This window comes from Aminobacter sp. MDW-2 (genome assembly GCF_014250155.1).
GTDB classification, from domain to species: domain Bacteria; phylum Pseudomonadota; class Alphaproteobacteria; order Rhizobiales; family Rhizobiaceae; genus Aminobacter; species Aminobacter ciceronei.
Map to the genome: position 1 here is coordinate 1,050,408 of NZ_CP060197.1, position 26,340 is coordinate 1,076,747.

Here is a 26,340-nt window from a genome sequence, read left to right on the forward strand (position 1 = left end):
TAACAGGAACAACAGGGAAAGCAGATCGACATGGCGACCAGCGCCGTGGCGCGGGATGTCGTTTTTGCCTTGCGTCAGAAGATAGCCAAGATCGAGGGAACACTGGCTGAGAGGCTGGTCTTGCCTGCCGACGGCCAGCCGGTCGCGGGGCTGCTGGTCCGCCGCAACGGCCACGCCTCGGCGCGTGACTTCTTCCTGCCGACCGGTGTCGAGCGGCTCGACGAGGTGCTTGGCGGCGGCCTGCCGAAGGCGGCGCTGACCGAGATCCATGGCACCGAAACCCGCAATGCGGGGGCTGCCGCGGGGCTGGCGCTGGCGCTCGTCAGCGGCATGCTGAAGGAGCGGTCGCGGCCCAGCGACCTGGTGCTGTGGGTCGGTACGACAGAGATGTTCCGCGAGGCAGGGTTGCCCTACGCACCGGGCCTCGCCAGCTTCTTCGGCATACCGGCCGAAAGCCTGCTGCTTGCCGAGGCGCCGAAGGCCGCCGACGTGCTGTGGATCGCCGAAGAAGCAGCCCGCATCGAGGAGATAGCAGCCGTCGTCGTCGAATTGCGCGGCAACCCGCGCATTGTCGACCTCACGGCGACGCGGCGCCTGCACCGCCGGGCGCAGGACAGCGGCCGGCCCGTCCTCCTGCTGCGCCAGTCGGCCGAGCCGGAACCAACGGCAGCCCCCGTCCGGCTGGTCGTCTCGCCGGCGCCGGCCACCTTGCGGCAAACGCTTCTCGGGCCGCTGGCCGGTTCGATCGCAGCTCCCGCCTTCGCTGTCGAGATTGGCAAGAGCCGCACGGCTCTTCCCGGCAGCTTCATTCTGGAATGGAACCTCGATGCACGCACCCTCGCAGAACGAAGCCCAGAGAATCGTATCGCTGTGGTTTCCCCATCTCGCGGCCGAACGCATCCTCCGGCGCAGGCTGGGGCGGTCCTGGCGTTCAAGCCCGCAGCCGTTGAAGCCGCTGGTGATCAGCCACCGCGAGAACAACACCCAGCGCATCGCCGGCCTCGACGCACGGGCTGAGGCGCTTCGCTTGAAGCCGGGCATGGGCATCGCCGAGGCGCGCGCCATGCACCCCGACATCGATGTCGTCGAAGCCGATCCCGAGGCCGACCGCCGGTTGCTCGAAGGACTTGCCGACTGGTGCGACCGCTACACGCCGCTTGTCGCAATCGACGGTGAAAACGGACTGTTCCTGGACATTTCAGGCTGCGCTCACCTCTTCGGCGGCGAAAAGGCGCTGCTTGCCGATCTGATGGCGCGGTTTTTCCACCAGGGTTTCGACGTGCGCCCCGGTCTTGCCTCGACGCCTGGTGCTGCATGGGCAACGGCACGTTTTGCCACGGGTCAAATCCTGGCCCCGGGCAACGAACGCAAATTTCTCGCGCGCCTGCCGCTGTCGGCGCTGAGGATCGATGCCAGGACGAAGGCGAGCCTGGAAAGCGTCGGGCTGCGCAGCGTCGGCGCGATCATGGACGGGCCGCGCGCGCCACTTGTCCGTCGCTTCGGGGCAGAGCTCATCGAGCGCCTCGACCAGGCGTTGGGTCGGCTCGAGGAGGCGATCTCACCGCGCCTTCCTGTCGCCCCGCTTTCGGTCGAGCGCCATCTCGCCGACCCGCTGTCGCTCATCGACGACATCGAGCGGCTGATCGGCCTGCTTGCTGCCACCCTCAAGGTCGATCTCGAGCGCCGGGAAGAGGGCGCACGCGCGCTCGAACTGCTGCTGTTCAGGGTCGACGGCATGGTCAGCCGCATAACTGTCGGGGCCTCACGCCCCATCCGCGAGCCGGTACTGGTGCGCCGGCTGTTTCATGAGCGGCTGGCGGCACTCGGCGAGACAATCGATGCCGGCTACGGCTTCGACCTCGTGCGTCTCTCTGCCCTGTCGACGGCCCGCTTCGAGGCGCGCCAGGCCGATCTTGCCGGCGAGGTGGTGGAGGATGGCGGCGAAGAACTGGCGATCTTTGCCGATCGCATCAGTGCACGCCTTGGCGAAGCTGCGGTGCTCGAAGCGATCCCGGTCGAGAGCCATTTGCCGGAACGTGCCGCCTCCGCCCGGCCCTATGCCCAGGAAGAGGCCCGCAAGGACGGAGCCGAGCGTCCTGCCAGGGCGGCGCAGCAAGCTACCAGGCGGCTCCGGTTGCCCGACCGCCCCATTCGCCTGTTCCGGCAGCCTGAACCAATCGATGTTCCGGCGACCGAGATTCCCGATGGTCCGCCGCTCAATTTCCGCTGGCGCCGGGCGTTGCATCGCGTGGCGCGGGCGGAAGGGCCCGAGCGCATCGCGCCCGAATGGTGGCGCCAGGCGGCCGATGCGCCGACGCGCGACTATTACCGCATCGAGGACGCCGAGGGCCGCCGCTACTGGCTCTACCGGCAGGGCCTCTACAATGCGCAGGCGGTGCCGCGCTGGTTCCTGCACGGGGTCTTTGCATGAACATGGTCGTCGCTGCCAGCTATGCCGAATTCGGCATCCAGTCGAATTTCTCCTTTCTGCGCGGGGCTTCCGCTCCGGAAGAGCTGGTGATCGCGGCGAAATTCCTGGGGCTTTCGGCCATCGGCCTTGCAGATTGCAATACGGTGGCTGGTGTCGTCCGCGCGTGGAAGATGGCGGAGACGGAAGGGCTGGCCTACCACCCGGGATGCCGCCTGATTTTCGCCGACGGTACGCCCGACATGCTCGCCTACCCCAGGGATCGCAAAGGTTGGGGACATCTGTGCCGCATGCTTACCCAGGCCAATGCCCGGGATGAGAGCGAAAAGGGTGCGCCGCTTCTCTATCGGGAAGATCTTTTCGAGTGGGGCGACCTGCTGTCGCTTGCCATCCTGCCCGACGTCGCGGTCGCCAGGGAAGATGACGTTGCGCTTCTGCGCAGTCTCAAGGAGCGCTTCGGCACTTCCTTGTGGCTCGCGGTCGCTCCGAATTTCGGTGGGGACGACCGCTTCAGGATCGAGCAGGCCGCTACCATGGCCGCCATGGCAGGCATACCGCTGATGGCGACCAATGATGCGCTCTACCATGCACCGGACCAGCGCCCGCTGCAGGATGTGCTGACGGCAATCCGCCTCAGCGTGCCTGTTGCCGAGGTCGGTTTCGAGCTCAAGGCGAATGCCGAACGCCACCTCAAGCCGCCTGTCGATATGGCAAGGTTTTTCCGCAACCACCCGGAGGCCCTGGCCGAGACGTTGCGCTTTGCCGAAAGCCTGCATTTCTCGCTGAGCGAGCTCAAATACAACTACCCCGACGAACCGACGGAATCCGGTCTCGAACCGCAGGCGGAATTGGAACGGCTGGCCTGGGAGGGTGCCAAAAAGCGCTACCCGGACGGCGTTTCGGAAAAGGTTCAGGGCATCATCCGGCATGAGCTCGACATCGTCGAAAAGCTCAATTACGCCCGCTATTTCCTCACCGTCCACGAGATCGTGAAGTTCGCCCGTTCGAGGGGCATCCTCTGCCAGGGGCGCGGCTCCGCTGCCAATTCTGTCATCTGCTTCTGCATCGGCATCACCGATGTCGGACCGGATATCGTCGATGTGCTGTTCGAGCGCTTCATTTCGGAGGAACGTGGCGAGCCGCCGGATATCGACGTCGACTTCGAGCACGAGCGGCGCAACGAGGTGATCGAATTCATCTACGAAAGATACAGCGCCAAGCGCACCGCGCTCGCGGCTTCCGTCGTCACCTATCGCGGTCGCTCGGCGCTGCGCGAAGTCGCCAAGGCGATGGGTCTGTCGGATGACGTCAGGGGCGCCATGTCCGGCTCGATCTGGGGTTGGTATTCGTCGGAACTGGGCGAGAAGGAAGCGACGGCCGGCGGCCTCGACAAGGCGGACCCGGTGACCCGGCATGTCATCGACCGCGCCAATGAGATCATGGGCTTTCCGCGCCATCTGTCCCAGCATGTCGGCGGTTTCGTCATCACCAGGGACCGGCTCGACGAGATCGTGCCGATCGTCAAGACGGCGATGGACGAGCGCAAGATGGTGGAATGGGACAAGGACGACCTCGACGCCGTCGGCATCTTGAAGGTCGATGTTCTGGCGCTGGGCATGCTGACCTGCCTGCGCAAGGCCTTCAACCTGCTTGAGGCGCATTACGACGAGCGTGACCGACATGGCCGTCCGTTCGAGCTGGCGACGCTGCCGCCGGAGGACCCCAAGGTCTATGACATGATCTGCCGGGCCGACACGCTCGGCGTCTTCCAGATCGAGAGCCGGGCGCAGATGTCGATGCTGCCGCGGCTGAGGCCACGCAAATTCTACGATCTTGTCATCGAAGTGGCGATCGTCCGTCCCGGCCCGATCCAGGGCGACATGGTGCATCCCTATCTCAGGCGCCGACAGGGCAAGGAAGCGCACGGCTTTCCCAAACCGGAGCTTGAGGACATCCTGGGCAAGACCCTGGGCGTGCCGTTGTTCCAGGAGCAGGCAATGAAGATCGCTATCGTCGCCGGCGGCTTCACGCCCGGCGAGGCCGACCAGCTCAGGCGCGCGATGGCGACTTTCAAGCGCACCGGCACGATCGGCAATTACCGCGACCGCATGATCCAGGGAATGGTCGACAGGGGCTACCAGCGCGACTTCGCCGAGCGTTGCTTCAAGCAGATCGAGGGTTTTGGCGAGTACGGTTTTCCCGAGAGCCATGCCGCGGCCTTCGCATTGCTCGTCTACGCCTCATGCTGGTTCAAGGCCTACTATCCAGACGTGTTCTGCGCGGCGATCCTGAACGCGCAGCCGATGGGCTTCTACCGGCCGGCACAGCTGGTGCGCGATGCACAGGATCACGGCGTCGAAATTCGTCAGATCGACGTCAACCATTCCGTCTGGGACTGTACGCTCGAGCGTTCGGGCTTCGACCCAAAACGCATCCAGCAACGCCACGCCGAAATGCGGGATGTCATCAGGACCAGCCATGCCGTCCGGCTCGGCTTCCGCCAGATCAAGGGGCTGAGCAAAGCCAGGATGGAGCAGTTTGCTGCGCGGCGTGGCAAGGGCTACGTCTCGGTGCGCGATGTCTGGCTGCGCTCTGGGCTCGATGTCGGCGAGATCGAGCTTCTCGCCCAGGCGGACGCCTTCCGCTCCATCGGCGTCGACAGGCGGGCGGGGCTGTGGGCGGTGCGGGCACTCGATGGCAAGAGTGCCGCCGAGATGCTGCCGCTGTTCGACCGTCCCGAAGTGCAACTGGGCGACAACGAACCAGAAACACACTTGCCGTCAATGCCGCTCGGCGAACATGTCATTCACGACTACCGCTCGCTCGGCCTGTCGCTGAAGGCGCATCCGGTGGCCTTCCTCAGGCACCATCTCGACCGTGCCGGCATTACACCCAATGCCCGGCTCGGTGATGTACCCGACGGGCGGCGGGTCTCCGTCGCCGGGCTGGTGCTGGTTCGCCAGCGACCGGGTAAAGGCAATGCCATCTTCCTCACGCTGGAAGACGAGCATTCGATCGCCAACATCGTCGTCTGGGCACGTGTCTTCGAGCGCTTCCGGCCTGTCATCATGGGATCGAAGTTCATCCGCGTCACCGGCAAGCTGCAGAAGGAATCCGGTGTCATCCATATCGTTGCCGACAATATGGAGGACTGCACGCATTGGCTGGCGACGATGTCGGAGGAACTGCAGGTAACTGCCGACCAAAGCAACCGGCCGATTGCGGAGGGACGGGCCAGTTCCGCCGACAAGGCCGCACGTGACCCGCGCATGCTGCAGAGCTACGAAACGCTGGCCCGCAAGGCGAGCAACGTCATGCCCAAGGGCCGCAACTTTCAATAGCGGATGGGGGTGGAAGAGCGCAGGCAAATGGCGAACCGTGCCGGGCGGCAAGGCGTGTGCGTCGATCATTCACTTGCGATGTATCGGCCGGCGGCGTGCCGACGGGAAGCACGTCCGCGCGTGGTAAAGCTGGCGGGCAAATCTCTCTCGAGGTGCCGGGCGAAGCGTTCATTGTGTGATGTGGAATCGGCCCGCAGCAGGGGCGCGCAATCCTGTCCCGGGTTCGAAGGGCAAGGAAGGTCGCGTATCAGGTGCTCGGGCCGGGTTCCCGGTCGCCGATCTGCCGTGCCTCGGAGGGCAGCATGACGGGAATGCCGTCGCGTACGGGGTAAGCCAGCTTTGCCAGCCTGGAGACCAGTTCACCGCGTTCGGCATCCCACTTCAGCGGCCCCTTGGTCAGCGGGCAAGCCAAAAGTTCGAGCAGCTTGACGTCGATGTCGCGTTTGTTGGTCTCGACCATTTCCGGCTCTCCGGCAGCGTTGCCTATTGCAGGCTCGATCCGAAATCCTCGTTTTCGCGAGCCAGCGCCATTTCGGTGATCGCGATCAGCGTCTCGGCGCGGGTCTTGAGATCGGGAGCTTCGAGAAGTGCCTGCTTTTCGGCAGCGCCATAGGGCGCCATCATCGACAGCGCGTTGACCAGTATGGCGTTGTCGGCGCGGCTGACGCTCTCCCAGTCGGCCTCGAGTTCGTTGGCCTGGAGGTAAGTGCGGAAGGCTTTGAGCAGTGCCGGCCGGTCGACTTCCGCGCCGGCCTTGTCCTCGCCGAGATCCGCCGCAAACGAGGTGATCCTGCACTGCCGGAACGGCGTCTTGACCACCAGCTCCTGGACGATACGGAAGCGGCAGACGCCTTGCAGCGAAATCAGGTAGCGGCCATCACCCGTCTCGGCGAGCGACGTGATGCGGCCGATGCAGCCGACCGGGCAGAGCGCCGGTTCGCCGTCCGGTCGCAGATTGCCGTCGAGCGAGGGCTGGATCATGCCGATCAGCCGCGAGCCGGCCATCGCGTCGTCGATCATCTGGAGGTAGCGCGGTTCGAAGATGTTGAGCGGCATGCGCCCGCCCGGCAACAGCAAGGCCGCCGTCAGCGGGAACACCGCCAGTGTTGTCGGCAGATCGCTGTCGAGCCGGTAATGCGCGTTTCCTGCCTGCATCTTGTCCTCAGCTGCTACTCATCTGGGGTTGTTGCAACCAAACGCAAGGCCGCGGCGCTGCTCGATTACGAAAACAGCAGCGACGAAAGCTTGCGACGCGTCGAAAGCGTCACCTCGTCGGTGAAGCCCCAGGCTTCGAACAGCTTGAGCAATTGTGCCCGGGCGCCGTCGTCGTTCCAGGTCCGGTCCGCCTTGACGATGGCCAGCAGGTTGTCGGCAGCCTCGGTGCGCTGGCCCTTGGCGTTCTGGATCATGGCGAGATCGAAACGCGCCTGGTGATCGCCGGGATCCAGCGCCAGCCGGCGCTCGAGCTCGGCGGAATCGCCAAGCGCTGCCGCTTCTTCGGCAAGCGCCATCTTGGTGCGGACGGAAACCAGTGCCGCAGCGGATTTCTTGTCGTCGGGCGCGCGTGCCAGCACCTCGTTCGCGCCTTCTACATCGCCTGCCTCGAACAGGATGTCGGCAAGCGCTGCGATGGCGTCGATGTTGTCGGGCACCTGTTCGAGCACGGCATCATAGATCTGTACCGCAGTCTGCAGGTCGCCAGCTTCGCGCGCTTCGGCTGCTGCCGCAAGCGCCTCGGCGATCTGCGGCTGGCCGCCATCCTTGCCGGCGATCTTGTCGATGAAATCGCGGATCTGGCTTTCGGGCACTGCACCCATGAAGCCGTCCACCGGCTGGCCGTTCTTGAAGGCGATAACCGCGGGAATCGACTGGATGCCGAGCTGGCCGGCAATCGCCGGATGGTCGTCGATATTCATCTTGACCAGCTTGACCCGCCCGCCGGCAGCCTGGACGACGCGCTCGATGACCGGAGTCAGCTGCTTGCACGGGCCGCACCAGGGTGCCCAGAAGTCGACCAGCACCGGCTGCTTGCGCGATTCCTGGATCACGTCGGCGCTGAAGGCCGCCGTCGTCGTGTCCTTGATGAGGTCGGCGACCGGTGCGGCCCCATTGGCCGGTGCTGCACCAAACTGCACATTGGTGGCGTACTGGCCGGCCATGCCGCCGAAGGGATTGCTTTCGTTGCTCATCTTCACTCTTCCGGTATTCGCTATGTTGTGCCGGCGATCGGGCCCAGCGGCTGTCCGTCCACCATGTGGCGATCAGCCCGAGACTTTCAAGATAACAGCATCATGGCCGGTTGCCTCGACGAATCGCAGCAGGTCGGCATTGGCAATCGACGTGGTCGCTTCGTTGGTCAGCGGGTGGGCGTTGATGACGGCGTTTTCCATCAGCGCGCTGTCGAGCACCAGCTTCACCCTGGCTGAGGTGTCGTTGATCAGCCCGAAGACCGTGACAGCACCGGGCACGACGCCGAGCAGCTCCATGAGCGCCTCGGGCTTGCCGAAGGAGACGCGGCTTGATGCGCCGATCAGCTGGTGGATCTGCTTGAGATCGACGCTCGCCTCCTCGTCCACGGTGACCAGGAAGAAGTTGTCCTTTTTGTCCTTGAGGAAAAGGTTCTTGGTGTGCCCGCCTGATATGGTGCCGCGGAGCGCCTGCGAATCGGCGACGGTGTAGAGCGGGGGATGGTCGTGGGTGGTCACTGAAATGCCGAGCCCAGCCAGATAGGCGAGCAGTTCGGCGCGGGTCTTGGGTGTCATCGAGGCGGTCATCGCAGCTTCCGGGAATTGCCGTTGCGCGAGGTTTATGGGCAAAGCCGGCTTGCTGCACAAGTCCGGCATAGCGCTGACGCAGAGCTTCCCGAGGGGAAACATGGGATTTTCAGCCGCCGCGAAAAAAGTTCAAGACAGAGCGGTTTTTCCCTGTTGCATTCGCCGCGAGCTTCGGCCATATAGCAGCCGTTGCGGCGACGAGCCGCGGCGAGCGGGTGTAGCTCAGGGGTAGAGCACAACCTTGCCAAGGTTGGGGTCGAGCGTTCGAATCGCTTCACCCGCTCCAAATATCCCACGAAAAGGCCGCGGTTTCACCGCGGCCTTCGTCGTTTCTGGAAGGCGGTAAGACCGCGACGCTTCAATGCAGCTTGTTCTCGAAGTACGGTCGAATGGCTCCACGGCAAATGTCCGTATCGTCACCGCGGCCGCTGGATTCGCGTCAGGCGCTCGAAGCGCGACAGAATCATCAGCGCGGTTGCCACGCGGCCGATCCAGAACCCAGCACAGCCTCTACAGGGCCCAACGTACAAGATGGCGTGCTGGCATGAGCCCTCGACAGACCAAGGCCAGTGGCGCCGAACGCCTTGCGGTCTGCTTGGCGAGGTTACGATCCCAGCTAGACGGCCGATGCCTTGGCGGCGCGCAACAGCATGCCGAACAGGTCTCGCGGCTCGTCGGGGTCGGCCAAAAGGTCGAGTTCCTCGAACAGGCCGGTGTCGATCAGCTTGTCCCTGACGTAACGCAAAGCGGAAAAATCTTCGATGGCAAAGCCGACACTGTCGAACAGCGTGACCTGTGCGCTGGAGTTGCGGCCCTGCGCCTTGCCTGCCATGACCTGCCACAGCTCGATGACGGGGTGATCGGCAGCCAATTGCTGGATCTCGCCCTCGATGCGGGTCTGCGGCGGGAACTCGACGAAGATGTCGGAGCGCAGCAAGATATCCTTGTGCAGCTCGGTCTTGCCGGGGCAGTCGCCGCCGACCGCGTTGATGTGAACGCCTGATCCGACCATGTTGTCGGTCAGGATGGTCGCAAGCTGCTTGTCGGCGGTGACGGTTGTGATGATCTGGGCACCTTCCACCGCGTCCTGCGCGTTGTCTGCAATGACGATGTCGAAGCCCATGCCGGCAAGGTTCGCCTTGCATTTCTGCGAGGCGGAGGCGTCGATGTCGTAGAGCCTGAGCTTGTTGACGCCAAGCAGCGCCTTGAACGCCACGGCCTGGAATTCCGACTGGGCGCCATTTCCGATGATGGCCATGGTGTCGGCGCCCTTGGGCGCGAGATATTTGGCTGCCACCGCCGAGGTGGCCGCGGTGCGCAGCGCCGTCAGGATGGTCATCTCGGTCAACAGCATCGGATAGCCGTTGCCGACATCGGCGAGCACGCCGAATGCGGTTACCGTCTGGCGGCCGTCGCGGGTGTTCTTGGGGTGGCCGTTGACGTATTTGAAGCCGTAGAGGTGGCCGTCACTCGTCGGCATCAGCTCGATGACGCCGTCATGACTGTGCGAGGCGATGCGCGGGGTCTTGTCGAATTGCTCCCAGCGCAGGAAGTCCTCTTCGATGTAGGCCGACATCTCGGTCAGGAAACGCTCGACGCCGACCGCCAGCACAAGCTTCATCATGTGGTCGACGCTGACGAAGGGAACGACATTCAGTTTTTCGGTCATGGTCAGTAACTCCTGGTCGGACGGTCCATGATGCGGCGGCCCATCAGGCTCGCCGTCAGGTCGACCATCAGCGTTGCGGTGCGGCCGCGTTCGTCGAGGAAGGGGTTCAGTTCGACAAGGTCGAGGCTGGTGACCAGGCCGCTGTCATGCAGCATTTCCATCACCAGATGTGCCTCGCGGAAGGTCGCGCCACCGGGCACTGTGGTGCCGACGGCGGGCGCGATCGCCGGATCGAGGAAGTCGACGTCGAAGCTGACATGCAGCATGCCGCCTTCGGCCGCCACACGCTCCAGGAAGGCGCGCAGCAGTGGCGCGATGCCATGCTCGTCGATGGCGCGCATGTCGTGGACGGTGACGCCCGCCTCGGCAAGCGCGACACGCTCGGCCGGGTCGACGCTGCGAATGCCCAGCGCGCAGATGCGCTCGGGGCTGACATTGGCCTGAAGCTTGGGAAAATAGCCCTGGAAACCGGACAGGCCGCTGGCATAGGCAAGCGGCACGCCGTGCAAATTGCCGCTGGTGGTGGTGTCGAGCGTGTGGAAATCCGGATGGGCGTCGAGCCAGAGCACGAACAGCGGCTTGCCGAGTTCGGCCGCGCGCCGGGCAATGCCGCTGACGGTGCCTGCCGAGATGCTGTGATCGCCGCCGAGGAAGATCGGCATGGCGTCGGCGCTGATCTGGTAGGCCGCCTCGGCCAGGGCCACCGTCCAGGCCGCGATCGCGGGCAGGGCTTTCAGCGCCTTGTTCGGGTGCTCCAGCGCCGGCCCCGGCACTGGCACGACTTGCCCCATGTCGGCAACGGAATGGCCAAGTTCGACAAGCGCCTCGACAAGGCCTGCGGTCCGGAGCGAGCTTGGTCCCATGTCGCAGCCCCTACGGTCGGTGCCTTCCTGAATGGGTGCGCCAATGATCCGGCAATGCATCTCGATGTCTCCTCGCCGGGCATGGCCCGGTATTGTTTTCTGTTTTCGCGCCAGCGGCCGTTTCATCCTGCGTTTTCGAACTGGCTCTTGCCAGGCAAGGACGGCGTCGACGCTCGAGCGCGCATGCACCACGGCATAATATGCCCCGAGCGTGGCGTCCACCGACGAGTACCGATGTCTGATTGGTGTCGGCGGGCCTCGATCGCGGCCTCGTCGATGCCGAAGCCAAACTGTCGCCATCGTCCGCGAACGTGATGCTGACCGCAGCCGCGCGATGGAAATGCAGGTGCTTCGGCAACTTTCGGTGCCGTCGTCATCCCGTGACCAGGATGTCGCTCAATTCTGCTCGCGCAGGGCGGCGGAGATGGCTTCGAGCCCGCCCCTGAGTTGCGCTGTTGTCGGCCAACCGAAACCGACGCGGAAATAGGTCTTGGGCATTTCGAACCAATGGCCGGGGCCGACATAGGCGCCGTGCTTTTCGAGCAGGCCGCTGTAGAAGCGGTCGAGGTCGAAATCGGGACCGACATCGATCCGGGGGAAGCCGACGACGCCGCCTTCCGGCCGGACCCAGTCGACAAGCGGCTCACGGTCGATCCATTGCTGGACGATGTCGCGCCGCGCCTTCATCTCGGGCATCAGCGCGCCGAGGAACTCGTCGCGGCGTTCCAGCATGGCACGTGCGATCGCCTCGTCGATGACGCTGCCGCAAATGCCGATCTGCTCCTTGGCAGCGAGAAACCGTTCGTAGAGCCCGGCGTCCTGGGTAACCAGCCAGCCGATGCGGATGCCGGGGATGCCATAGGCCTTGGACAGCGACGAGACGCTGATGGTGCGCGGGCTGAGCGAGGCGACGGCGGGCAGGCGCTGGCCGTAGCTCAGGTCGCGATAGGTCTCGTCGACCAGCAGGTAACAGCCGTGGTGCTCGGCAAGGGCGATCAGCCCGTCGAGGTCGGCGCGGCTCATGATGGTGCCGGTCGGGTTGTGCGGGCAGGTGACGCTGATGTAGCGCGTGTTGGGCCGCAGGGCAGCCGCCACTTCGGCAAGATCGACGGCGAAGCCGTTGTCGAAGTCGAGGTCGATGTAGCTGATGGCGCAGCCGATGGCGCGAGGCGTCTCGATATTGGTGGCGTAGTTGGGCCGCACCACCACGAGGTGATCCTTGTCCGACAGCAGGCTGGTGGCGATGATGAACAGCGCGCCGGCAGCACCGGCGGTGACCAGCACATGGTCGGGAGAGAGCCCGGCATCCTGGCCGGCGATCAACTCGCGCAAGGCCTTGTCGCCGCGATGTTCGCCGTAGAACAGCGTCAGGTCGGGCAGAGACAGGCCGATCTCGGACAGCTTCTGGTCGGCAATCGAGCTCTCCGAGAGATTGTAGCGAATACGGTCGTAGCCATATTCCTCCGGCGCTTCCTTTTCGATTACCATCCTGGCGTAGTTCATCTTCGCGCTCTCCCGTGCCACGGCATGCCACTGTGTCGGTGAGCAGTGTTAGTCAGGATCGCCACGGCAAGCCATCCTCCCAGGGGAGGAGGTTGCCGGCACATAAGGGGACGCAGCAAGCGTATGCCGCAGGACGACTATCGCGATGTGGCGGAACTGGTCGGCGCCATCGGCGCTCCGCGGTTTCCGTCGGTCCTGGCCGCCTGGATCCGCAGCCACGTCGCCTTCGACATGATCGCCATCGTCGTCTATCGCGGCAGCCGCCCGCCGCTGCATATCCATGACGACTTCAAGGGCGAGCGGGCGCGCAACGGGCTGAAGCAATATCTGGCGCAGACCTATATCCTCAATCCGTTCTACCAGAGCCATCTCAAGGGAATCGCTTCGGGCGTCTACCGCGTCCGCGATCTCGCGCCCGACCACTATCTGCAGAGCGAGGTCTACCGCTCCTATGAAATCATCATCGCGGAGACGGAGGAGATCGGCTACGTCACCCGCGACTGGCCGCGCGGGCTCGAGGAGATCGACATCGCAGTGACCCTCGACGATGGCGAGACGACGGAGATCGGCATCTACAGCGCCCGGCCCGGGAGCTTCGACGACGCGGCTGTCGAGAGGCTCAACGGCCTGTTGCCGCTGATCGAGACGAGCTTTCGCCAGCACTGGCAACGCATCAAGGCGCGGCATGCGGCCAAGCGGCATTCCATCGATGCCGGTTGGGCGGAGGCGGCCTATGAAAGCTTCGGCGCCGAGCTGTTGACCAACCGCGAGCGCGAGGTGGTGGTGCTGGTGCTGCGCGGGCATTCTTCGGATTCGATCGCGGCTCACCTCGACATCTCGCGCGCCACGGTCAAGACCCATCGCAAGCATGCTTATGAGAGGCTTGCCATCTCCACCCAGGCCGAACTTCTGTCGTTGTTCCTCCGGCATGTACGCGACCGCATGCCGGCAGGCTGAAGACTACAGTTCCTCAAGCGCGTCGCCGATGGTCTCGATGCCCCTGAGGCGGGTCCGCCCGCAGCGCCCGACCGTTCGATGGCGCGGGTGGCGAGCAGGTGGCAGATCGCCATCGCCGAGACGTGGTTGAACAGCGGGCCCGGGGCGAGTGTCTGGCAGCGGAAATGCCAGGCCGCACCCGGGCGGTGGGGCACCCCTTCGTCGGTGATGTAGAGCAGTTTCGCGCCGCTTTTCTCGATCGCCGACAGCACCATTTCCATGCGCGCGATGCGGCGGCGCAACCCGAATACCACTGCAACGTCGTCCTTGCCGACGCTGACGAGATGTTCGCCCAGCGTCTGCCCCGCCACCCGGTATGGCGACGATGTTTTCCACCACCTGCGTTATCTGCCACTGGAAGTAGTCGGCGAAAGGGTGGCTGCTGCGGAAGCCGAGCACCCAGATCTTGCGGCTGGCCAGCATCGCTTCGACGGCGGCGTCGATCTGGCTGTAGGTGATGGTGGCGAAGGTGCCTTCGATGTTGGCGATGCCTTGAGCGATATGGGCGCCCAGCGATTGCACCCCGGCAGTATCCGTCGAGGTCGTCAGGAACAGGCGCGAGCCGGTCTGCTTTTCCTCGCGCGCATGGCGCCGGACTTCTTCGTAGTTGTCATAACCCAGCCGTTTGACGAAGCGCGAGTGCCTTCTGCATCCAGATGGGCCCCGAAACCTATGGCATATTGATGGAAGACCTGACCCAGCCGGCCGAGGTCGAGACACCCGAAGTGTCGACCCGGCAGGCGCAAGCAAGAGCGTAACGATGAGCATGACGTCACATATCCTGTTGATCAATCCCAACAGCTCGCAGGCAACCAGCGACATGATGCATGCCATCGCGCGCAAGACTGCAGCAGGACGGGTAGCCGTGGCGATTGCCACGGCTACCCGCAACCCGCCGATGATCGTCAACGGCCCGCAGTTTGAAGCTGCGGCCGACCAGGTCATCGAGATCGGGTCCAGCCATGGCCAGGACTGCCGGGGCATCATCGTCAGCGCCTTTGGCGATCCTGGACTGGCGGCACTGAGGGAACGGGTCGACGTGCCAGTCGTCGGCATCTGCGAGGCCTCGATGATCGAGGCCGCGCGCGACGGGCGGCGGTTCGGCGTCGCGACGACGACGCCGGATCTTGTCGAGGCGATTGCGGGTCGTGCCCGTGATCTTGGCCTCGACCATCTCTATGCCGGCATCCGCTGCACGGCGGGTGATCCGATCGCGCTTGCCGGCGACGAAAAGCTTCTCGGGCAGTCGCTGGCCGAGGCTGTACGCGAATGCATCGAGCTGGATGGAGCGGAGGCCGTCATCATCGGCGGCGGCCCGCTCGGCCAGGCGGCCGAACAACTGCAGCCGATGTTCGACACGCCGATCATCGCGCCGATCCCTTGCGCCATGGAACGCGTGCTTGGACTGTTGCCGACAGGTTGCGGGGTCTTGTCTCCGGTGCCCGCTTGAGATTGGCCGCCACGCTTTCACGGGACGGCGTCCTTAGGGTCTTGGATTCCGCCGTGCAGCTTTGGCGCGACGCTTGCGCCTCAGCCTGGCTTCGAGCATCGACAGCTCGATGCCGACCATGCGCGGTGCATAGGCAGCGGGGCTCAGGCCGGCGGCGCGGAGAATAGCCTTCAATGCGCTTCTCGACATCAGCTGCCGCAGCTTGCGCAAGGTGTCCCACTTGCCGAAGGTCGCGAACAGCGCAGGCAGGTTCTCAACGATGATGGCCTGGGCTTCGGGCGCTTCGAAGACCTGAACCGAAGTGACGCCGTCGCTGTCGAGAACCTGGGCAATCGCGGACCAGAAGCGCCATGCCCCCATGCTCGCCGAAAGCGACGCCGCGTCTTCGACGAGAACACGCATCGCTTCGCGGCGGCGCGCGGGGAAGAATCTCCTGGCGGGGCCGGAGACGTTCACGGCCCCGTCCAGGGTCGGATTGCCGGCAAAGAAGTTGTTACCGTGCAGCCGATAGGCCGACAGCGGCATGGCGATCGTGGCCGATCCGGCAAATACATGGGCGAGCCGGCAGAAATGGCCGTCGACCGAAAGCCCGAACATGACGTCTGATTTGGCGCGCGGGCGGATGGTTTCGAGCAGGAAACGGCGGAACATGTTTGATGTGCCCGGCGACCACAGCCAGCCGTTTTCGGTGGGTGGATGGGCAACGACGCTGTCGTCGAGCTGGTCGAACTGCGGACCGGAAACCTCAGACAAACGGACGACCAGGAAGGAGCGCCGCAGACTGCCCTTACGCGTGTCGGGCTGCGATCCCCTCAGACCGGTTCCCAATGCCGCGCCAGTCGCATCGATCTCGATCACCGCGCTCGATGTGAAGGCGACGCTCCGTGGCAGCGCCAGATGCGTCTGGACATGCATGGCGGTAAAGTCGGCAAGCAGATAATCGTCGGAATCGACGAAGGTGACGAAATCGCCGCGTGCGACATCCAGGCCTTTCAATGCCCCTGCGAGTGCGCCGAGGTTTTCGTCGAGCCATATCGTGCGAAACCGCGGGTCGTCCCCGATCGCCGCTTCTATCTCGCGTCGACTGTCATCGGTCGAGCCATTGTCGACGACGATGGCTTCGAAATTGGGATAGGTCTGATGGCGAACCGAGCGGATCGCCGATCCGACGAAGCGGGCGTAGTTCCAGTTTCGGATGATGAAGGAGACGAGCGGGTAGGTCACCGGCTCGGGTGCAAGCTCGCTGAGCGAAAGCCCGCGCAGCGTCAAATCAGACGCTGACGTCTCGAACGACAGCCCGTCCACCTTCTTGTGCACTGACAACTCCCCGGCAATTGGCTGAGCGGGGCTGGCGCTCTTGGCATTGCACATTGCACGGCATGAGCGCCTTGGCAACAAATTGCCTGCCGGCGTGTCCGGGCCTTCCGTCGCTCTCCCCGAGAGCAAGGGTTATGGCTCCCGCATCGAATTATCTGTTATCGGTTGAACCTACTGTCTGGAGGGCCACCCCAAACATGAGCGCTTCCGCCTATTTAGCTTGGGCCCTGGTCAACCTGACCATCTGCCTGCAGATCGTCTATCTCGTGCGGGCGCTGCTGCGCCCGCATCGCGAGCCGGCCTCGCGGCTGGCCTGGATCGTGGTCATCGTCGTTGCGCCGGTGGTCGGCGTTGTCGCGTACATCCTGTTCGGTGATACCAATGTCGGCAGCCGCCGTATCGCCCGGCTGCGCGACGCGCTCCAGCGCTTGCCCTCGCTTGCCACGATCAACACGACCGATCTCGACGGGCGCGAGCAGCCAAGCGTCCCGGAGCCCTACGCGCCGCTGTTTCGTGTCGGCGAATCGATCAGCAATTATGCGCCGGTCGGTGCAAACCGGGCTCACCTCTTGCCTGGTTCCGATGCTGCCATCGATGCGATCATCGCCGACATCGATGCGGCCACCGATCATGTGCACCTGCTATTCTACATCTGGTTGCCCGATAGCAACGGCGTGAAGATGGTCGAGGCGGTCAAGCGCGCGGCGATGCGCGGCGTGACGTGCCGGGTGATGGTCGACGACATCGGCTCGCGCCGGTTGATCCGGTCGCCGCACTGGCGCGAGATGGCTTCAGCCAAGGTCAGGCTGGCGCGCGCCCTGCCGGTAGGGATCGCGCTGCTGCGCCCGCTCAAGGGGCGAGTCGACATGCGCAACCACCGCAAGATCGTCGTTATCGACAACAAGACCACCTATTGCGGCAGCCAGAACTGCGCCGATCCGGCCTTTGCCATCAAGGCGAAGTACGCGCCCTGGGTTGACGTGATGATGCGTTTCGAGGGCCCGGTCGTGCTTCAGAACCAGCATCTGTTTGCCAGCGACTGGATGGCGCAGGTCAAGGAGGACCTGAGCCCGCTGATGCGCCAGCCGCTGCCGTCGGCGCAACCCGGCTTTACGGCGCAGGTCATCGGCACGGGTGCTGCCGTGCGCTATTCGGCGATGCCCGAAATGTTCATCGCGCTGATGAACGCCGCACGGCGCGAGCTCGTCATTTCGACACCCTATTACGTGCCGGACGAGCCGCTGCAGGCGGCGCTGTGCGCTTGCGGCCACCGCGGCGTCGAAACGACCATCGTCCTTCCCCGGCGCAACGATTCCTGGATCGTCGCGGCGGCAAGCCGCAGCTACTATCGCGAACTGCTCGATGCCGGCGTGAACATCCACGAATATGAAGGCGGCCTGTTGCACGCGAAAACGCTGACGGTCGATGGCGAGGTGACGCTGATCGGTTCGGCCAATCTCGACCGGCGCAGCTTCGAGCTGAATTTCGAGAACAATATCCTGCTGCACGACGCACGCGTTACCGGCGAGGTGCGGAAGCGGCAGGAGAGCTATATCGAGTCGTCCATCCCCATCAGCGACCGCATGGTCGCCAAGTGGAGCCGGCCGCGCCAGATCTGGAACAACGCCATCGCCATGCTCGGGCCGGTGCTTTAGCCGCGTTCAGTCCAATGCGCGGTCGAGATGGGTATAGCCGCCGTCGACGAACAGCCACTGGCCGGTGGTGTGGCTGGCCTTGTCGGAGAGCAGGAAGATGATGGTGTCGGCGATCTCTTCCGACGTCGTCATGCGCTGCCCGAGCGGGATGCGTCGGGTGATTTCTTCCAGCCGTGCTTCCGGATCGTCGAATGTCTTCAGCCACTTTTCGTAGAGCGGCGTCATCACCTCGGCCGGGATGACCGCGTTGACGCGTATGCCATCGCCGCGCAGGGCGGCGGCCCATTCACGGGTGAGTGACAGCTGGGCGCCCTTGGCGGCGGTGTAGCCGCTGGTGCTGCCCTGGCCGGTGAGTGCGGTCTTGGACGAGACGTTGACGATCGCGCCGCGCGATTTTCTCAGCCACGGCAGGCAGTGATGGGCGGTGGTGTAGTAGTGGATCAGGTTGCGTTCGAGCGACTCGCGGAAAGCATCCGAACCGGCCTCGAGATCGATGCCGTCATTGATGCCGGCATTGTTGACCAGCCCGTCGATGCGGCCGAAGGTTTTTGCCACCTGCTCGACAGCTGCGCCGATCTCGGGATCGTGCATCAGCTCGACCTGGACGAACAGCGAGCGCGGCGAAACGGCCTTGAGCTTCGCGGCGAAATCCTCGGCCAGTGGGCTGCGGCCGAAGATGACCGGAATGGCGCCTTCGACAGCGAGACCGAGTGTGACCGCGCCGCCGATGCCGGCACCGCCGCCGGTGACGATGACGATCTTGTCCTTCAGCCCCAGGTCCATTGTCGTTTCCCTCAACCGCGGAACTGGAAGTCTTCGAGCGTCGCCGGCTTCATCTCGATGGAGAAGCCGGGCGCGGACGGGGGCATGTAAGCGGCGTGCTGCACCACGCAGGGTTCCTTGAAGTGCTCATGCAGGTGGTCGACATATTCGACGACACGGCCCTCGCGGGTTCCGGCGATTGAGACGTAGTCGATCATCGACAGGTGCTGGACATATTCGCACAGGCCGACACCGCCGGCGTGTGGGCAGACGAGCAGATTGTATTTCGCCGCCATCAACAGCACGGCGAGGATTTCGTTGACGCCGCCGAGGCGGCAGGAGTCGATCTGCACCACGTCGATGGCGCCGCGCATGATGAACTGCTTGAACATGATGCGGTTCTGGCACATCTCGCCGGTGGCGACCTGGACCGGGGCGACGCCCTCGCGGATCTTGCGATGGCCCTCGACGTCGTCGGGATTGGTCGGCTCTTCGATGAACCACGGCTTGGCAAAGGCGAGGTCGCGTACCCAGTCGATGGCCTGGCCGACTTCCCAGACCTGGTTGGCGTCGATCATCAGCTGGCGGTCTGGGCCGAGCACCTCACGCGCGATGCGCAGGCGCCTGATATCGTCGGCCTTGTCGCGGCCGACCTTGAGCTTGACGTGGTTGAAGCCGGCGTCGACCGCTTCCTGGCACAGCCGGCGCAGCTTCTCGTCGCCATAACCGAGCCAGCCGGCCGAGGTGGTGTAGCAGGGATATCCCTCGCGCTCGAGGGTCGCGATCCGCTCGGCCTTGCCCGGCTCTTTTTCGCGCAGCATGGCGAGCGCTTCCTCGGGCGTGATGCAGTCGGTGATGTAGCGGAAGTCGATGCAGCGCACGAGTTCTTCCGGCGACATGTCGGCGACCAGCTTCCACACCGGCTTGCCAACCATCTTCGCCCAGATGTCCCAGACGGCGTTGACGACGGCGCCGGTGGCCAGGTGGATCGCGCCCTTGTCGGGGCCGATCCAGCGCAACTGGCTGTCCGACGTCACGTGCCGCCAGAAGGCGCCCATGTCAGCGGCCACCTTGTCCATCTCCAGGCCGACGACCAGATGGCGCATCGCCTCGATCGCCGCGCAGCAGATCTCGTTGCCGCGGCCGATGGTGAAGGTCAGACCATGACCCTCGATCCCTGCCGTGTCGGTCTTCAGGATGACATAGGCCGCCGAATAGTCGGGGTCCGGGTTCATCGCGTCGGAACCGTCGAGATGCTGCGACGTCGGGAAACGCAGGTCGAGCACCCGCATGTCGATGATTCTGGTCATGGTGTGGGTCCTCTGGGCACGATCCCGAAAGGCTGGGAGCCTCGAGGGCAAGTTCGTGCGGCTGAAACGAGAGCGGAAGGATTGCCTGGGAGACGCCTCCCGCTCCAAAGGGGTCAGGCAGCGATAACGCGCTGCCTCTGGCTGCCCAGGCCTTCGATGCCAAGAGTCATCGTCTGGCCTGCTTTGAGATAGACGGGAGGTTTCTGGCCAAGGCCGACGCCGGGCGGGGTGCCGGTCGAGATGACGTCGCCGGACTGCAGGCTCATGAAGCGGCTGAGGTAGGATACGACCTGCTGCACCGAGAAGATCATCGTTTTGGTCGAGCCGTCCTGGAAGCGCTTGTCATCGACATCGAGCCACATCTTGAGGTTCTGCGGGTCGGCGATCTCGTCAGCGGTCACCATCCAGGGGCCGGTCGGGCCGAAGGTGTCGCAACCCTTGCCCTTGTCCCAGGTGCCGCCGCGCTCGGTCTGGAATTCGCGTTCGGAAACGTCGTTGATGACGCAATAGCCGGCAACGTGGGACATGGCGTCGGCCTCGTCGATGTAGCGGCCGGGCTTGCCGATGACGACGCCAAGCTCGACCTCCCAATCGGTCTTGACCGAATTGCGCGGGATTTCGACGTCGTCGTTGGGACCGACGATGGCCGAGGTCCACTTGTTGAAGACGATCGGTTCGGCGGGGATGGCTGCACCGGTTTCGGCGGCATGGTCGGCATAGTTGAGGCCGATGCAGATGAACTTGCCGATGCGGCCGACGCAGGCGCCGAGACGCAGATCCTGCTGAGGCGTGCCGGCTACCAGCGGCAGCGTCTCGATATCGAGGGCGCGCAGGCGGGCGAGGCCTTCGGGCGTCAGAACGTCGCCGGCGATGTCGTCGACGTGGCGCGAGAGATCGCGGACGCGGCCTGATCTGTCGAGGATGCCGGGCTTCTCGTTGCCCTTGGGGCCGTAGCGGAGCAGTTTCATCTGATGTCACCTTGATTGGAAAAAGCCGGAGGCGGCGGACCGCCTCCGCTAGAGTTGCACAGGATCAGTCGTACAGCACCGCTGCGATTTCGGGCTGATCGATGTTCGACTTGTCGTAGTAGTAGAAGCCGGTGTCGATGTTCTTTTCGACGGCTTCGCCCTTTGCCGCCTTCACGGCTGCCTCGACAGTCTTGTAGCCGATGCCGACCGGGTTCTGGGTGATGGCGCCGGCCATCTGGCCGTCGCGGATCGCCGCCTTCTGCTGGGCGCCCGAGTCGTAGCCGATGATCACCAGCTGGCGGCCGAGCTCCTTGGCGCCGTTGACGACGCCGATGGCCGAGCCTTCATTGGCACCGAACATGCCCTTGAGGTCGGGGTTGGCCTGCAGGATCGCCTTGGTGATTTCGGTCGACTTGAGATGATCGCCCTCGCCATATTCGATGGCGACGATCTCGACCTTCGGATGGGCTTCCTTCATGCGATTGACGAAGCCGTCGCGGCGGTCGACGCCGGTGCGGCTGGTCTGGTCGTGGACGACCAGGGCTACCTTGCCTTCACCGCCGATCAGCTCGGCCATCTTGTCGGCTGCAAGGGCAGCAGCAGCGATGTTGTTGGTCGAGGCTGTGGCCACCGGGATGTCGCTGTCGACGCCCGAGTCGAAGGCGACGACCGGGATCTTGGCGTCCTTGGCCTGCTGCAGCAGCGGGATAGCCGCCTGGCTGTCGAGGGCGGCGAAGGCGATCGCCGCCGGCTTTTTGGCAAGCGCTGCGGCCAGCATGTCGATCTGACGGTCGACCTGGGTTTCCGAGTCAGGGCCTTCGAAGGTGACTTCGACGCCGAGATCGGCGGCAGCCTTGTCGGCGCCGGCTTTCACCGCTTGCCAGAACTGGTGCTGAAAGCCCTTGGAGATCAGCGGGATGTACATCTTGTCCTGGGCCATTGCCATGGTCGAGCCGTAGCCGAGGATCGTCATGGCGCTGAGAGCGCCAATCACTGTGCGTCTGGTGAACATGTTTCCTCCGATTGAACCTTGGTTGTTGAACTCTGCTGGTGGAGCGCTTTCGCTCTCTTCTTGATGTTGGCGCAGCACCCCGGCGCTGCGCGAAGCAAGCTTGCTCAAAGCCTGCGGCGCCGCAGAATGTCGGTGTAGACGGCGAGAATGATGATCGAGCCGGTGACCACGGTCTGCCATTCCTGGGCGACCGAGAGGATGCGCAGGCCGTTGGCGAGCACGGAGATGATGAGGGCGCCGATCAGCGTGCCGATGATGGTGCCGCGGCCGCCCGACAGCGAGGTGCCGCCGATGACAACCGCCGCAATCGCATCGAGCTCGTAGCCCTGGCCGAGCGCGGGCTGGGCCGAGTTGAGCCGCGAGGCGATCAGCAGGCCGGCGATGCCACAGATCGAGCCGGCCAGCGCATAGACCGCGATCTTCCAGCGGTCGGTGTTGACGCCGGAAAGCCTGACCGCCTCTTCGTTGGAGCCGAGCGCAAAGGTGAAGCGGCCCAAAATGGTGCGCTCGAGGACGAAGCTGGTGGCGATGGCGACCAGGAACAGGATCAGCACGCCGTTGGGGATCGGAAGGCTCGGGATGACCGAGCCGATCAATGAGCCTTGCGAGATCTGGGTGAAGCCGGGCGTGCCGTTGAAGTAGATCGGGCGCGTGCCCGAGATCACCAGCGACAAGCCCTTGAGGATCAACATCATGCCAAGCGTGGCGATGAAGGGCGGGATCTTGAGCTTGGCGACGAACGTTCCGGACAGCGTGCCACTGGCAGCCCCCGCCAGGATCGCGGCCAGCACGCCGAGGCCGAGCGGCATGCCCCAGAAGGTCAGCACCACGCCGGCAATCACCGCACAGAAGGTCATCAGCGTGCCGACCGACAGGTCGATGCCGCCTGTGATGATGACCAGCGTTGCTGCGATCGCCAGCACGCCGTTGACCGACGTCGCCTGCAGGATGGCGATGATGTTGGACGTCTGCATGAAATTGGGCGAGGCAAAGCTGAACACCGCGACAAGGATGATCAGGCTGGCGAAGGCGAGCAGCCGGTGTTGCGCGCCGGAAAATCGCGAAACGGCAGAGGTGCTCGCCGTGGATGCTGCAGCACTCATTTGGCCTCTCCCTTTGCCGTCTTTTGCTTGTTCTGGTTGGCGGCATCGCCGCGAAGCGTCGCCAAATGCATGATCTCCTCCTGGCTGGCGCCGCCGGGCAAGATGCCGGTCAGCCGCCCCTCGCACATCACCGCGATGCGATGGCTGAGCCGGAGCACCTCCGGCAGTTCGGAGGAGATGACGATGATGGCGCGGCCCTGCTGGGCCAGCGCATTCAAGAGCTTGTAGATTTCGTTTTTGGCGCCGACGTCGATGCCACGCGTCGGCTCGTCGAAGATCAGCACCTCGCAGTCGCGCAGCAGCCATTTGGCGATGACGATCTTCTGCTGGTTGCCGCCCGACAGCAGGCGCACTTCCTGCCGGTCCGACGGGGTCTTGATCGCCAACTGGTCGATGTAGCGGGTGGCGACATCGTGCATGGCGCCTTCCCTGAGCAACCCGGCCGGGCCGGCGAAGCGCGCAAGGCTGGCCAGCACGACGTTGTTGCGCACGTCCATGCCGGTGGCGAGGCCGAAATGCTTGCGGTCCTCGGAGAGGTAGCCGATGCCGGCACGCACGGCGTCTTGCGGGATGCGGATGTCGACCTTTTTGCCATGCATGAAGATGTCGCCGCTGTCACGGCGATCGGCGCCGAAGATGGCGCGCGCCACTTCGGTGCGGCCGGCGCCCATCAAGCCGGCGAAACCGAGGATTTCGCCCTTGCGGACAGAAAGGCTGACGTCGCGGATGACCGTACCGCGATTGAGGTTCCTGACCTCGAGCACTATTTCGGAGCCCGAGTGGTCGGGAATGTCTGGCCGTTCGTCGGTCAGCGCGCGGCCGACCATCATCGAGATGATCTTCTCGACTGGCGTCTCGGCAGCCGGCACCGTGCCGATATATTCGCTGTCGCGCATGACGGTGACGCGGTCGGCGATGCGCTTCAGCTCGTCCATCTTGTGCGAGATGTAGACGATGCCGACACCCTCGGCCTTCAGCCTGGCGATGATGGCGAAGAGCTCCGCGATCTCGGCGTCGTTGAGGGCCGCCGTCGGCTCGTCCATGATCAGCACGCGCGAGCGATAGGACAGCGCCTTGGCGATCTCGACCATCTGCTGGCGTGCGATGGTCAGCCCGCCGACCGGGGTGCGCGGGTCGAGCTTCAGATGCATCGCGGCAAAGATCTCGGCGGTATCAGCGTTGAGTTTCGCCTCGTCGAGCAGCAGGCCGCCGGCCTTGCGTGGCTCGCGGCCGATGAAGATGTTCTGCGCCGCTGTCAGATGCGGCATCAGATTGAGCTCCTGATGGATGATGCCGATGCCGAGATCCTGGGCCTGGCGCGGCGAGTTGATCTCGACCGGCTTGCCGTCGAGCAGGATCTCACCCGCATCGCGGCGGTAGATGCCGGCGAGGATCTTCATCAGCGTCGACTTGCCGGCGCCGTTCTCCCCCATCAGGGCATGCACTTCGCCTGACAGCAGCTCGAGTTGGGCATTGTGCAGGGCGCGCACGCCGGGGAACGACTTGCCGATGTCCTTCATGACGACGAGAGCGGTCATGCGCGACCTCCCGCGATGCCGTAGAAGCGGGCGGCGGTGCCGCCCAGGATCGCCATGCGCTCGCGTTGGCCAAGGCCGTCAAGCAGGCGGCCCGTGACCTCGTCCCAGAAGGCGAAGGGGTTGGCCAGTGTCAGCACCGGCCAGTCCGACCCCCAGATCAGGCGATCCGGCCCAAACCAGTCGAGCAGGCTGCAGATCGCCGGGTGCAGCGCTTCAGCCGCGGCCTTGGACGTCGCGCGGCGCTCCGCGGGCAATTCGGTGAGCAGGCCAGACAGCTTGCAATAGACCTGCGTGTGCCCCGACAGCTCGGCCATGCCGAACCGCCACATGCCATGGCGCGGATCGTCGGCAGAAGCGGCGAAGGCGGGCTTGGCAGCATGGTCGATGACGACGGGGAGCTCGGGATGTGCCTCGACGAAACGCCCGAGCGCCTGAAGATGCTGCGGCATCACGAGCGCGTCGAAACGCAGGCCGAGCCGCTTGAGTGCTGCGATAGCGTCCAGGTGCGGGCGGGTGGCGATCCAGTCGGGATCGTCGAGATCCTGCAACATCGGCCGGACGCCCTTGAACAGGGGATCGGCAGCGAAGCGATCGAGCGTGGCAACGCTGTCGGTGGAGGACAGGTCGACCCAGCCGACGACGCCGGCAACAGCCTTGTCGTCGCGGCCCTGGTCGAGCAGGAACTGCGTCTCGGCTTCCGTCGGGGCTGCCTGGACCAGGATGCGTTTGGCGATGCCGGCGGCTTCCGCCAGCGGGCGCATCTCGGCCGCGCCGAAGTCGCGGTAGATCGGCTGGAGATCGGCGGCGTCTGATGTCAGCCAGCCATAGTCGCCGCGCTGGAGCGTCCAGTAGTGGCAGTGGCCGTCGATCCTTTCGATCATGGCCGCCGCTCCGCCTAGATGGTGACGCCGCCGTCGACCAGGACCGCCTGGCCGGTGACGAAGCGCGACTCGTCGGACAAGAGATAGACGACCAGTGGTGCTATGTCGTCGACCGTGGCGAGCCGGCCGATCGGCTGGCGGGCGATGAAGTCCTTTTCGGCCTGCACCGGGTCGGCGGCAGCAGCGATGCGGCCGCGCAGCGACGGCGTGTCGACTGTGCCCGGGCAGAGCGCGTTGCAGCGCACGCCGCGGCGCACATAGTCGGCGGCCATGCCCTTGGTGAAGCCGATGACCGCCGCCTTGGTGGCGCCGTAGAGCAGCCGGTTGGGGAAGCCTTTGATCGACGAAGCCATGGAGGCCATGTTGAGGATCGACACGGCGCCGGTCTTTTCGGCGCGTTCGAGCATGCCGGGCAGGAACGCCTTGGTCGTGCGGTACATGCTCTTGACGTTCAGGTCGAAGCTGAAGTCCCAGTCTTCGTCGCTGCAGTCCATGATGGTGCCGTTGTGGACGAAGCCGGCGCAGTTGAAGAGCCCGTCGAGCGGCGCCTGGCCGGCGGCGAAGCTTGCCACGGCCTTGCCGTCGCGGACGTCGAGACGATGGGTCTCGATGTTCTTATGCTCGGTCGAAAGCGCTTTGAGCGCGTCGTCATTGATGTCGGTGGCGATGACATGGGCGCCCTCATTGGCGCAGGCCAGCGCGCTGGCGCGGCCGATGCCCTGAGCGGCGGCGGAAATGAAAATGCGTTTCCCGCTTAGTCGCATAACCGT

General features: G+C 64.5%; 22 protein-coding genes, 1 tRNA gene and 1 pseudogene. 7 read left to right on the top strand and 17 right to left on the bottom strand.

Annotated features, from left to right (window positions below; genetic code table 11):
* Positions 1-30 precede the first annotated feature (30 nt).
* Genes H5P29_RS05090 through H5P29_RS05100 form a run of 3 tightly spaced genes read left to right on the top strand, consistent with a single transcriptional unit; the run spans position 31 to position 5,769 of the window.
* Positions 31-1,017: an ImuA family protein gene (locus tag H5P29_RS05090; RefSeq protein ID WP_154386278.1), complete on the top strand. Its 987-nt coding sequence runs from the start codon at positions 31-33 to the stop codon at positions 1,015-1,017.
* Entirely contained in the window at positions 959-2,431 is a 1,473-nt protein-coding gene (locus H5P29_RS05095; RefSeq protein ID WP_185910252.1) for a DNA polymerase Y family protein, read from the top strand. Before H5P29_RS05090 ends, H5P29_RS05095 begins: the two co-directional genes overlap by 59 nt.
* Positions 2,428-5,769 carry an error-prone DNA polymerase gene (locus tag H5P29_RS05100; protein WP_154386279.1) on the top strand — a complete coding sequence of 1,114 codons (3,342 nt, stop codon included), beginning with the start codon at positions 2,428-2,430 and terminating at the stop codon, positions 5,767-5,769. Before H5P29_RS05095 ends, H5P29_RS05100 begins: the two co-directional genes overlap by 4 nt.
* Positions 5,770-6,016: 247 nt before the next feature.
* Here H5P29_RS05100 and H5P29_RS05105 read toward each other — a convergent pair whose 3' ends face one another.
* From H5P29_RS05105 to H5P29_RS05120, 4 genes are all read right to left on the bottom strand, one after another.
* On the bottom strand, positions 6,017-6,229 hold the full coding sequence (locus H5P29_RS05105) for a Trm112 family protein (RefSeq protein ID WP_067955941.1): 213 nt from the start codon (positions 6,227-6,229) through the stop codon (positions 6,017-6,019).
* A 23-nt stretch (positions 6,230-6,252) separates the two neighbouring features.
* Positions 6,253-6,924, bottom strand: a complete 672-nt coding sequence (locus tag H5P29_RS05110) for an LON peptidase substrate-binding domain-containing protein (RefSeq protein ID WP_154386280.1) — start codon at positions 6,922-6,924, stop codon at positions 6,253-6,255.
* A 65-nt stretch (positions 6,925-6,989) separates the two neighbouring features.
* Positions 6,990-7,958: a thioredoxin gene (gene trxA / locus H5P29_RS05115; RefSeq protein ID WP_067955945.1), complete on the bottom strand. Its 969-nt coding sequence runs from the start codon at positions 7,956-7,958 to the stop codon at positions 6,990-6,992.
* Between the two features lie 72 nt (positions 7,959-8,030).
* The gene (locus H5P29_RS05120) at positions 8,031-8,543 is read right to left on the bottom strand and encodes a prolyl-tRNA synthetase associated domain-containing protein (RefSeq protein WP_169808296.1); all 513 of its coding nucleotides are present in this window, start codon (positions 8,541-8,543) and stop codon (positions 8,031-8,033) included.
* Positions 8,544-8,754: 211 nt separating this feature from the next.
* On the opposite strand from H5P29_RS05120, the gene H5P29_RS05125 reads away from it, so the two are divergent.
* Positions 8,755-8,829, top strand: a tRNA-Gly gene (locus H5P29_RS05125).
* 330 nt (positions 8,830-9,159) lie between these two features.
* Here the strand turns inward: H5P29_RS05125 and H5P29_RS05130 are convergent.
* The 3 genes from H5P29_RS05130 to H5P29_RS05140 form a co-directional block, all read right to left on the bottom strand.
* On the bottom strand, positions 9,160-10,212 hold the full coding sequence (locus H5P29_RS05130; protein WP_154386281.1) for an ornithine cyclodeaminase: 1,053 nt from the start codon (positions 10,210-10,212) through the stop codon (positions 9,160-9,162).
* Between the two features lie 2 nt (positions 10,213-10,214).
* Positions 10,215-11,135 (bottom strand): arginase, encoded by a 921-nt coding sequence (rocF, locus tag H5P29_RS05135; protein ID WP_154386282.1) that lies wholly within the window; start codon positions 11,133-11,135, stop codon positions 10,215-10,217.
* Between the two features lie 336 nt (positions 11,136-11,471).
* Complete coding sequence (locus H5P29_RS05140) at positions 11,472-12,578, bottom strand: aminotransferase class I/II-fold pyridoxal phosphate-dependent enzyme (RefSeq protein WP_154386283.1); 1,107 nt, start codon at positions 12,576-12,578, stop codon at positions 11,472-11,474.
* Between the two features lie 123 nt (positions 12,579-12,701).
* On the opposite strand from H5P29_RS05140, the gene H5P29_RS05145 reads away from it, so the two are divergent.
* Positions 12,702-13,535 carry a helix-turn-helix transcriptional regulator gene (locus H5P29_RS05145; RefSeq protein WP_154386284.1) on the top strand — a complete coding sequence of 278 codons (834 nt, stop codon included), beginning with the start codon at positions 12,702-12,704 and terminating at the stop codon, positions 13,533-13,535.
* Between the two features lie 3 nt (positions 13,536-13,538).
* Here H5P29_RS05145 and H5P29_RS05150 read toward each other — a convergent pair.
* A pseudogene (locus tag H5P29_RS05150) lies at positions 13,539-14,213 on the bottom strand (MurR/RpiR family transcriptional regulator); the annotation flags it as partial.
* A 127-nt stretch (positions 14,214-14,340) separates the two neighbouring features.
* On the opposite strand from H5P29_RS05150, the gene H5P29_RS05155 reads away from it, so the two are divergent.
* Positions 14,341-15,024, top strand: coding sequence for an aspartate/glutamate racemase family protein (locus tag H5P29_RS05155; protein ID WP_154386311.1), 684 nt, complete (start codon positions 14,341-14,343; stop codon positions 15,022-15,024).
* Positions 15,025-15,057: 33 nt separating this feature from the next.
* Here H5P29_RS05155 and H5P29_RS05160 read toward each other — a convergent pair whose 3' ends face one another.
* Positions 15,058-16,341 (bottom strand): glycosyltransferase family 2 protein, encoded by a 1,284-nt coding sequence (locus H5P29_RS05160; RefSeq protein WP_182574037.1) that lies wholly within the window; start codon positions 16,339-16,341, stop codon positions 15,058-15,060.
* A gap of 197 nt (positions 16,342-16,538) precedes the next feature.
* Between H5P29_RS05160 and cls the strand changes: the two genes are divergently transcribed.
* The gene (cls, locus tag H5P29_RS05165; protein ID WP_154386286.1) at positions 16,539-17,996 is read left to right on the top strand and encodes a cardiolipin synthase; all 1,458 of its coding nucleotides are present in this window, start codon (positions 16,539-16,541) and stop codon (positions 17,994-17,996) included.
* Between the two features lie 6 nt (positions 17,997-18,002).
* Here the strand turns inward: cls and H5P29_RS05170 are convergent, their stop codons facing one another.
* The 8 genes from H5P29_RS05170 to H5P29_RS05205 form a co-directional block, all read right to left on the bottom strand.
* A complete protein-coding gene (locus H5P29_RS05170) occupies positions 18,003-18,779 on the bottom strand; it encodes an SDR family oxidoreductase (RefSeq protein ID WP_154386287.1) in 777 nt (258 codons plus the stop codon).
* A gap of 11 nt (positions 18,780-18,790) precedes the next feature.
* Positions 18,791-20,068, bottom strand: coding sequence for an L-fuconate dehydratase (locus H5P29_RS05175; RefSeq protein ID WP_154386288.1), 1,278 nt, complete (start codon positions 20,066-20,068; stop codon positions 18,791-18,793).
* A gap of 113 nt (positions 20,069-20,181) precedes the next feature.
* Entirely contained in the window at positions 20,182-21,036 is an 855-nt protein-coding gene (locus H5P29_RS05180) for a fumarylacetoacetate hydrolase family protein (protein WP_154386289.1), read from the bottom strand.
* 64 nt (positions 21,037-21,100) lie between these two features.
* A complete protein-coding gene (locus H5P29_RS05185; protein ID WP_154386290.1) occupies positions 21,101-22,048 on the bottom strand; it encodes an ABC transporter substrate-binding protein in 948 nt (315 codons plus the stop codon).
* A gap of 104 nt (positions 22,049-22,152) precedes the next feature.
* On the bottom strand, positions 22,153-23,151 hold the full coding sequence (locus tag H5P29_RS05190; protein WP_154386291.1) for an ABC transporter permease: 999 nt from the start codon (positions 23,149-23,151) through the stop codon (positions 22,153-22,155).
* Complete coding sequence (locus tag H5P29_RS05195) at positions 23,148-24,689, bottom strand: sugar ABC transporter ATP-binding protein (protein WP_154386292.1); 1,542 nt, start codon at positions 24,687-24,689, stop codon at positions 23,148-23,150. The genes H5P29_RS05190 and H5P29_RS05195 overlap by 4 nt, the downstream gene beginning before the upstream one ends.
* Positions 24,686-25,570, bottom strand: a complete 885-nt coding sequence (locus H5P29_RS05200) for an amidohydrolase (RefSeq protein WP_154386293.1) — start codon at positions 25,568-25,570, stop codon at positions 24,686-24,688. Before H5P29_RS05200 ends, H5P29_RS05195 begins: the two co-directional genes overlap by 4 nt.
* Positions 25,571-25,584: 14 nt before the next feature.
* Positions 25,585-26,334, bottom strand: a complete 750-nt coding sequence (locus tag H5P29_RS05205) for an SDR family oxidoreductase (RefSeq protein ID WP_067955972.1) — start codon at positions 26,332-26,334, stop codon at positions 25,585-25,587.
* Positions 26,335-26,340 lie beyond the last annotated feature (6 nt).

Excerpts from the sequence above, each read along its gene's own strand:
- H5P29_RS05090 (WP_154386278.1), top strand. The coding sequence starts at position 31 with ATGGCGACCAGCGCCGTGGCGCGGGATGTCGTTTTTGCCTTGCGTCAG.
- H5P29_RS05100 (WP_154386279.1), top strand. The coding sequence starts at position 2,428 with ATGAACATGGTCGTCGCTGCCAGCTATGCCGAATTCGGCATCCAGTCG.
- H5P29_RS05105 (WP_067955941.1), bottom strand. The coding sequence starts at position 6,229 with ATGGTCGAGACCAACAAACGCGACATCGACGTCAAGCTGCTCGAACTT.
- H5P29_RS05110 (WP_154386280.1), bottom strand. The coding sequence starts at position 6,924 with ATGCAGGCAGGAAACGCGCATTACCGGCTCGACAGCGATCTGCCGACA.
- trxA (WP_067955945.1), bottom strand. The coding sequence starts at position 7,958 with ATGAGCAACGAAAGCAATCCCTTCGGCGGCATGGCCGGCCAGTACGCC.
- H5P29_RS05120 (WP_169808296.1), bottom strand. The coding sequence starts at position 8,543 with ATGACCGCCTCGATGACACCCAAGACCCGCGCCGAACTGCTCGCCTAT.
- H5P29_RS05130 (WP_154386281.1), bottom strand. The coding sequence starts at position 10,212 with ATGACCGAAAAACTGAATGTCGTTCCCTTCGTCAGCGTCGACCACATG.
- rocF (WP_154386282.1), bottom strand. The coding sequence starts at position 11,135 with ATGCATTGCCGGATCATTGGCGCACCCATTCAGGAAGGCACCGACCGT.
- H5P29_RS05140 (WP_154386283.1), bottom strand. The coding sequence starts at position 12,578 with ATGAACTACGCCAGGATGGTAATCGAAAAGGAAGCGCCGGAGGAATAT.
- H5P29_RS05145 (WP_154386284.1), top strand. The coding sequence starts at position 12,702 with ATGCCGCAGGACGACTATCGCGATGTGGCGGAACTGGTCGGCGCCATC.
- H5P29_RS05155 (WP_154386311.1), top strand. The coding sequence starts at position 14,341 with ATGACGTCACATATCCTGTTGATCAATCCCAACAGCTCGCAGGCAACC.
- cls (WP_154386286.1), top strand. The coding sequence starts at position 16,539 with ATGAGCGCTTCCGCCTATTTAGCTTGGGCCCTGGTCAACCTGACCATC.
- H5P29_RS05170 (WP_154386287.1), bottom strand. The coding sequence starts at position 18,779 with ATGGACCTGGGGCTGAAGGACAAGATCGTCATCGTCACCGGCGGCGGT.
- H5P29_RS05175 (WP_154386288.1), bottom strand. The coding sequence starts at position 20,068 with ATGACCAGAATCATCGACATGCGGGTGCTCGACCTGCGTTTCCCGACG.
- H5P29_RS05180 (WP_154386289.1), bottom strand. The coding sequence starts at position 21,036 with ATGAAACTGCTCCGCTACGGCCCCAAGGGCAACGAGAAGCCCGGCATC.
- H5P29_RS05185 (WP_154386290.1), bottom strand. The coding sequence starts at position 22,048 with ATGTTCACCAGACGCACAGTGATTGGCGCTCTCAGCGCCATGACGATC.
- H5P29_RS05190 (WP_154386291.1), bottom strand. The coding sequence starts at position 23,151 with ATGAGTGCTGCAGCATCCACGGCGAGCACCTCTGCCGTTTCGCGATTT.
- H5P29_RS05195 (WP_154386292.1), bottom strand. The coding sequence starts at position 24,689 with ATGACCGCTCTCGTCGTCATGAAGGACATCGGCAAGTCGTTCCCCGGC.
- H5P29_RS05200 (WP_154386293.1), bottom strand. The coding sequence starts at position 25,570 with ATGATCGAAAGGATCGACGGCCACTGCCACTACTGGACGCTCCAGCGC.
- H5P29_RS05205 (WP_067955972.1), bottom strand. The coding sequence starts at position 26,334 with ATGCGACTAAGCGGGAAACGCATTTTCATTTCCGCCGCCGCTCAGGGC.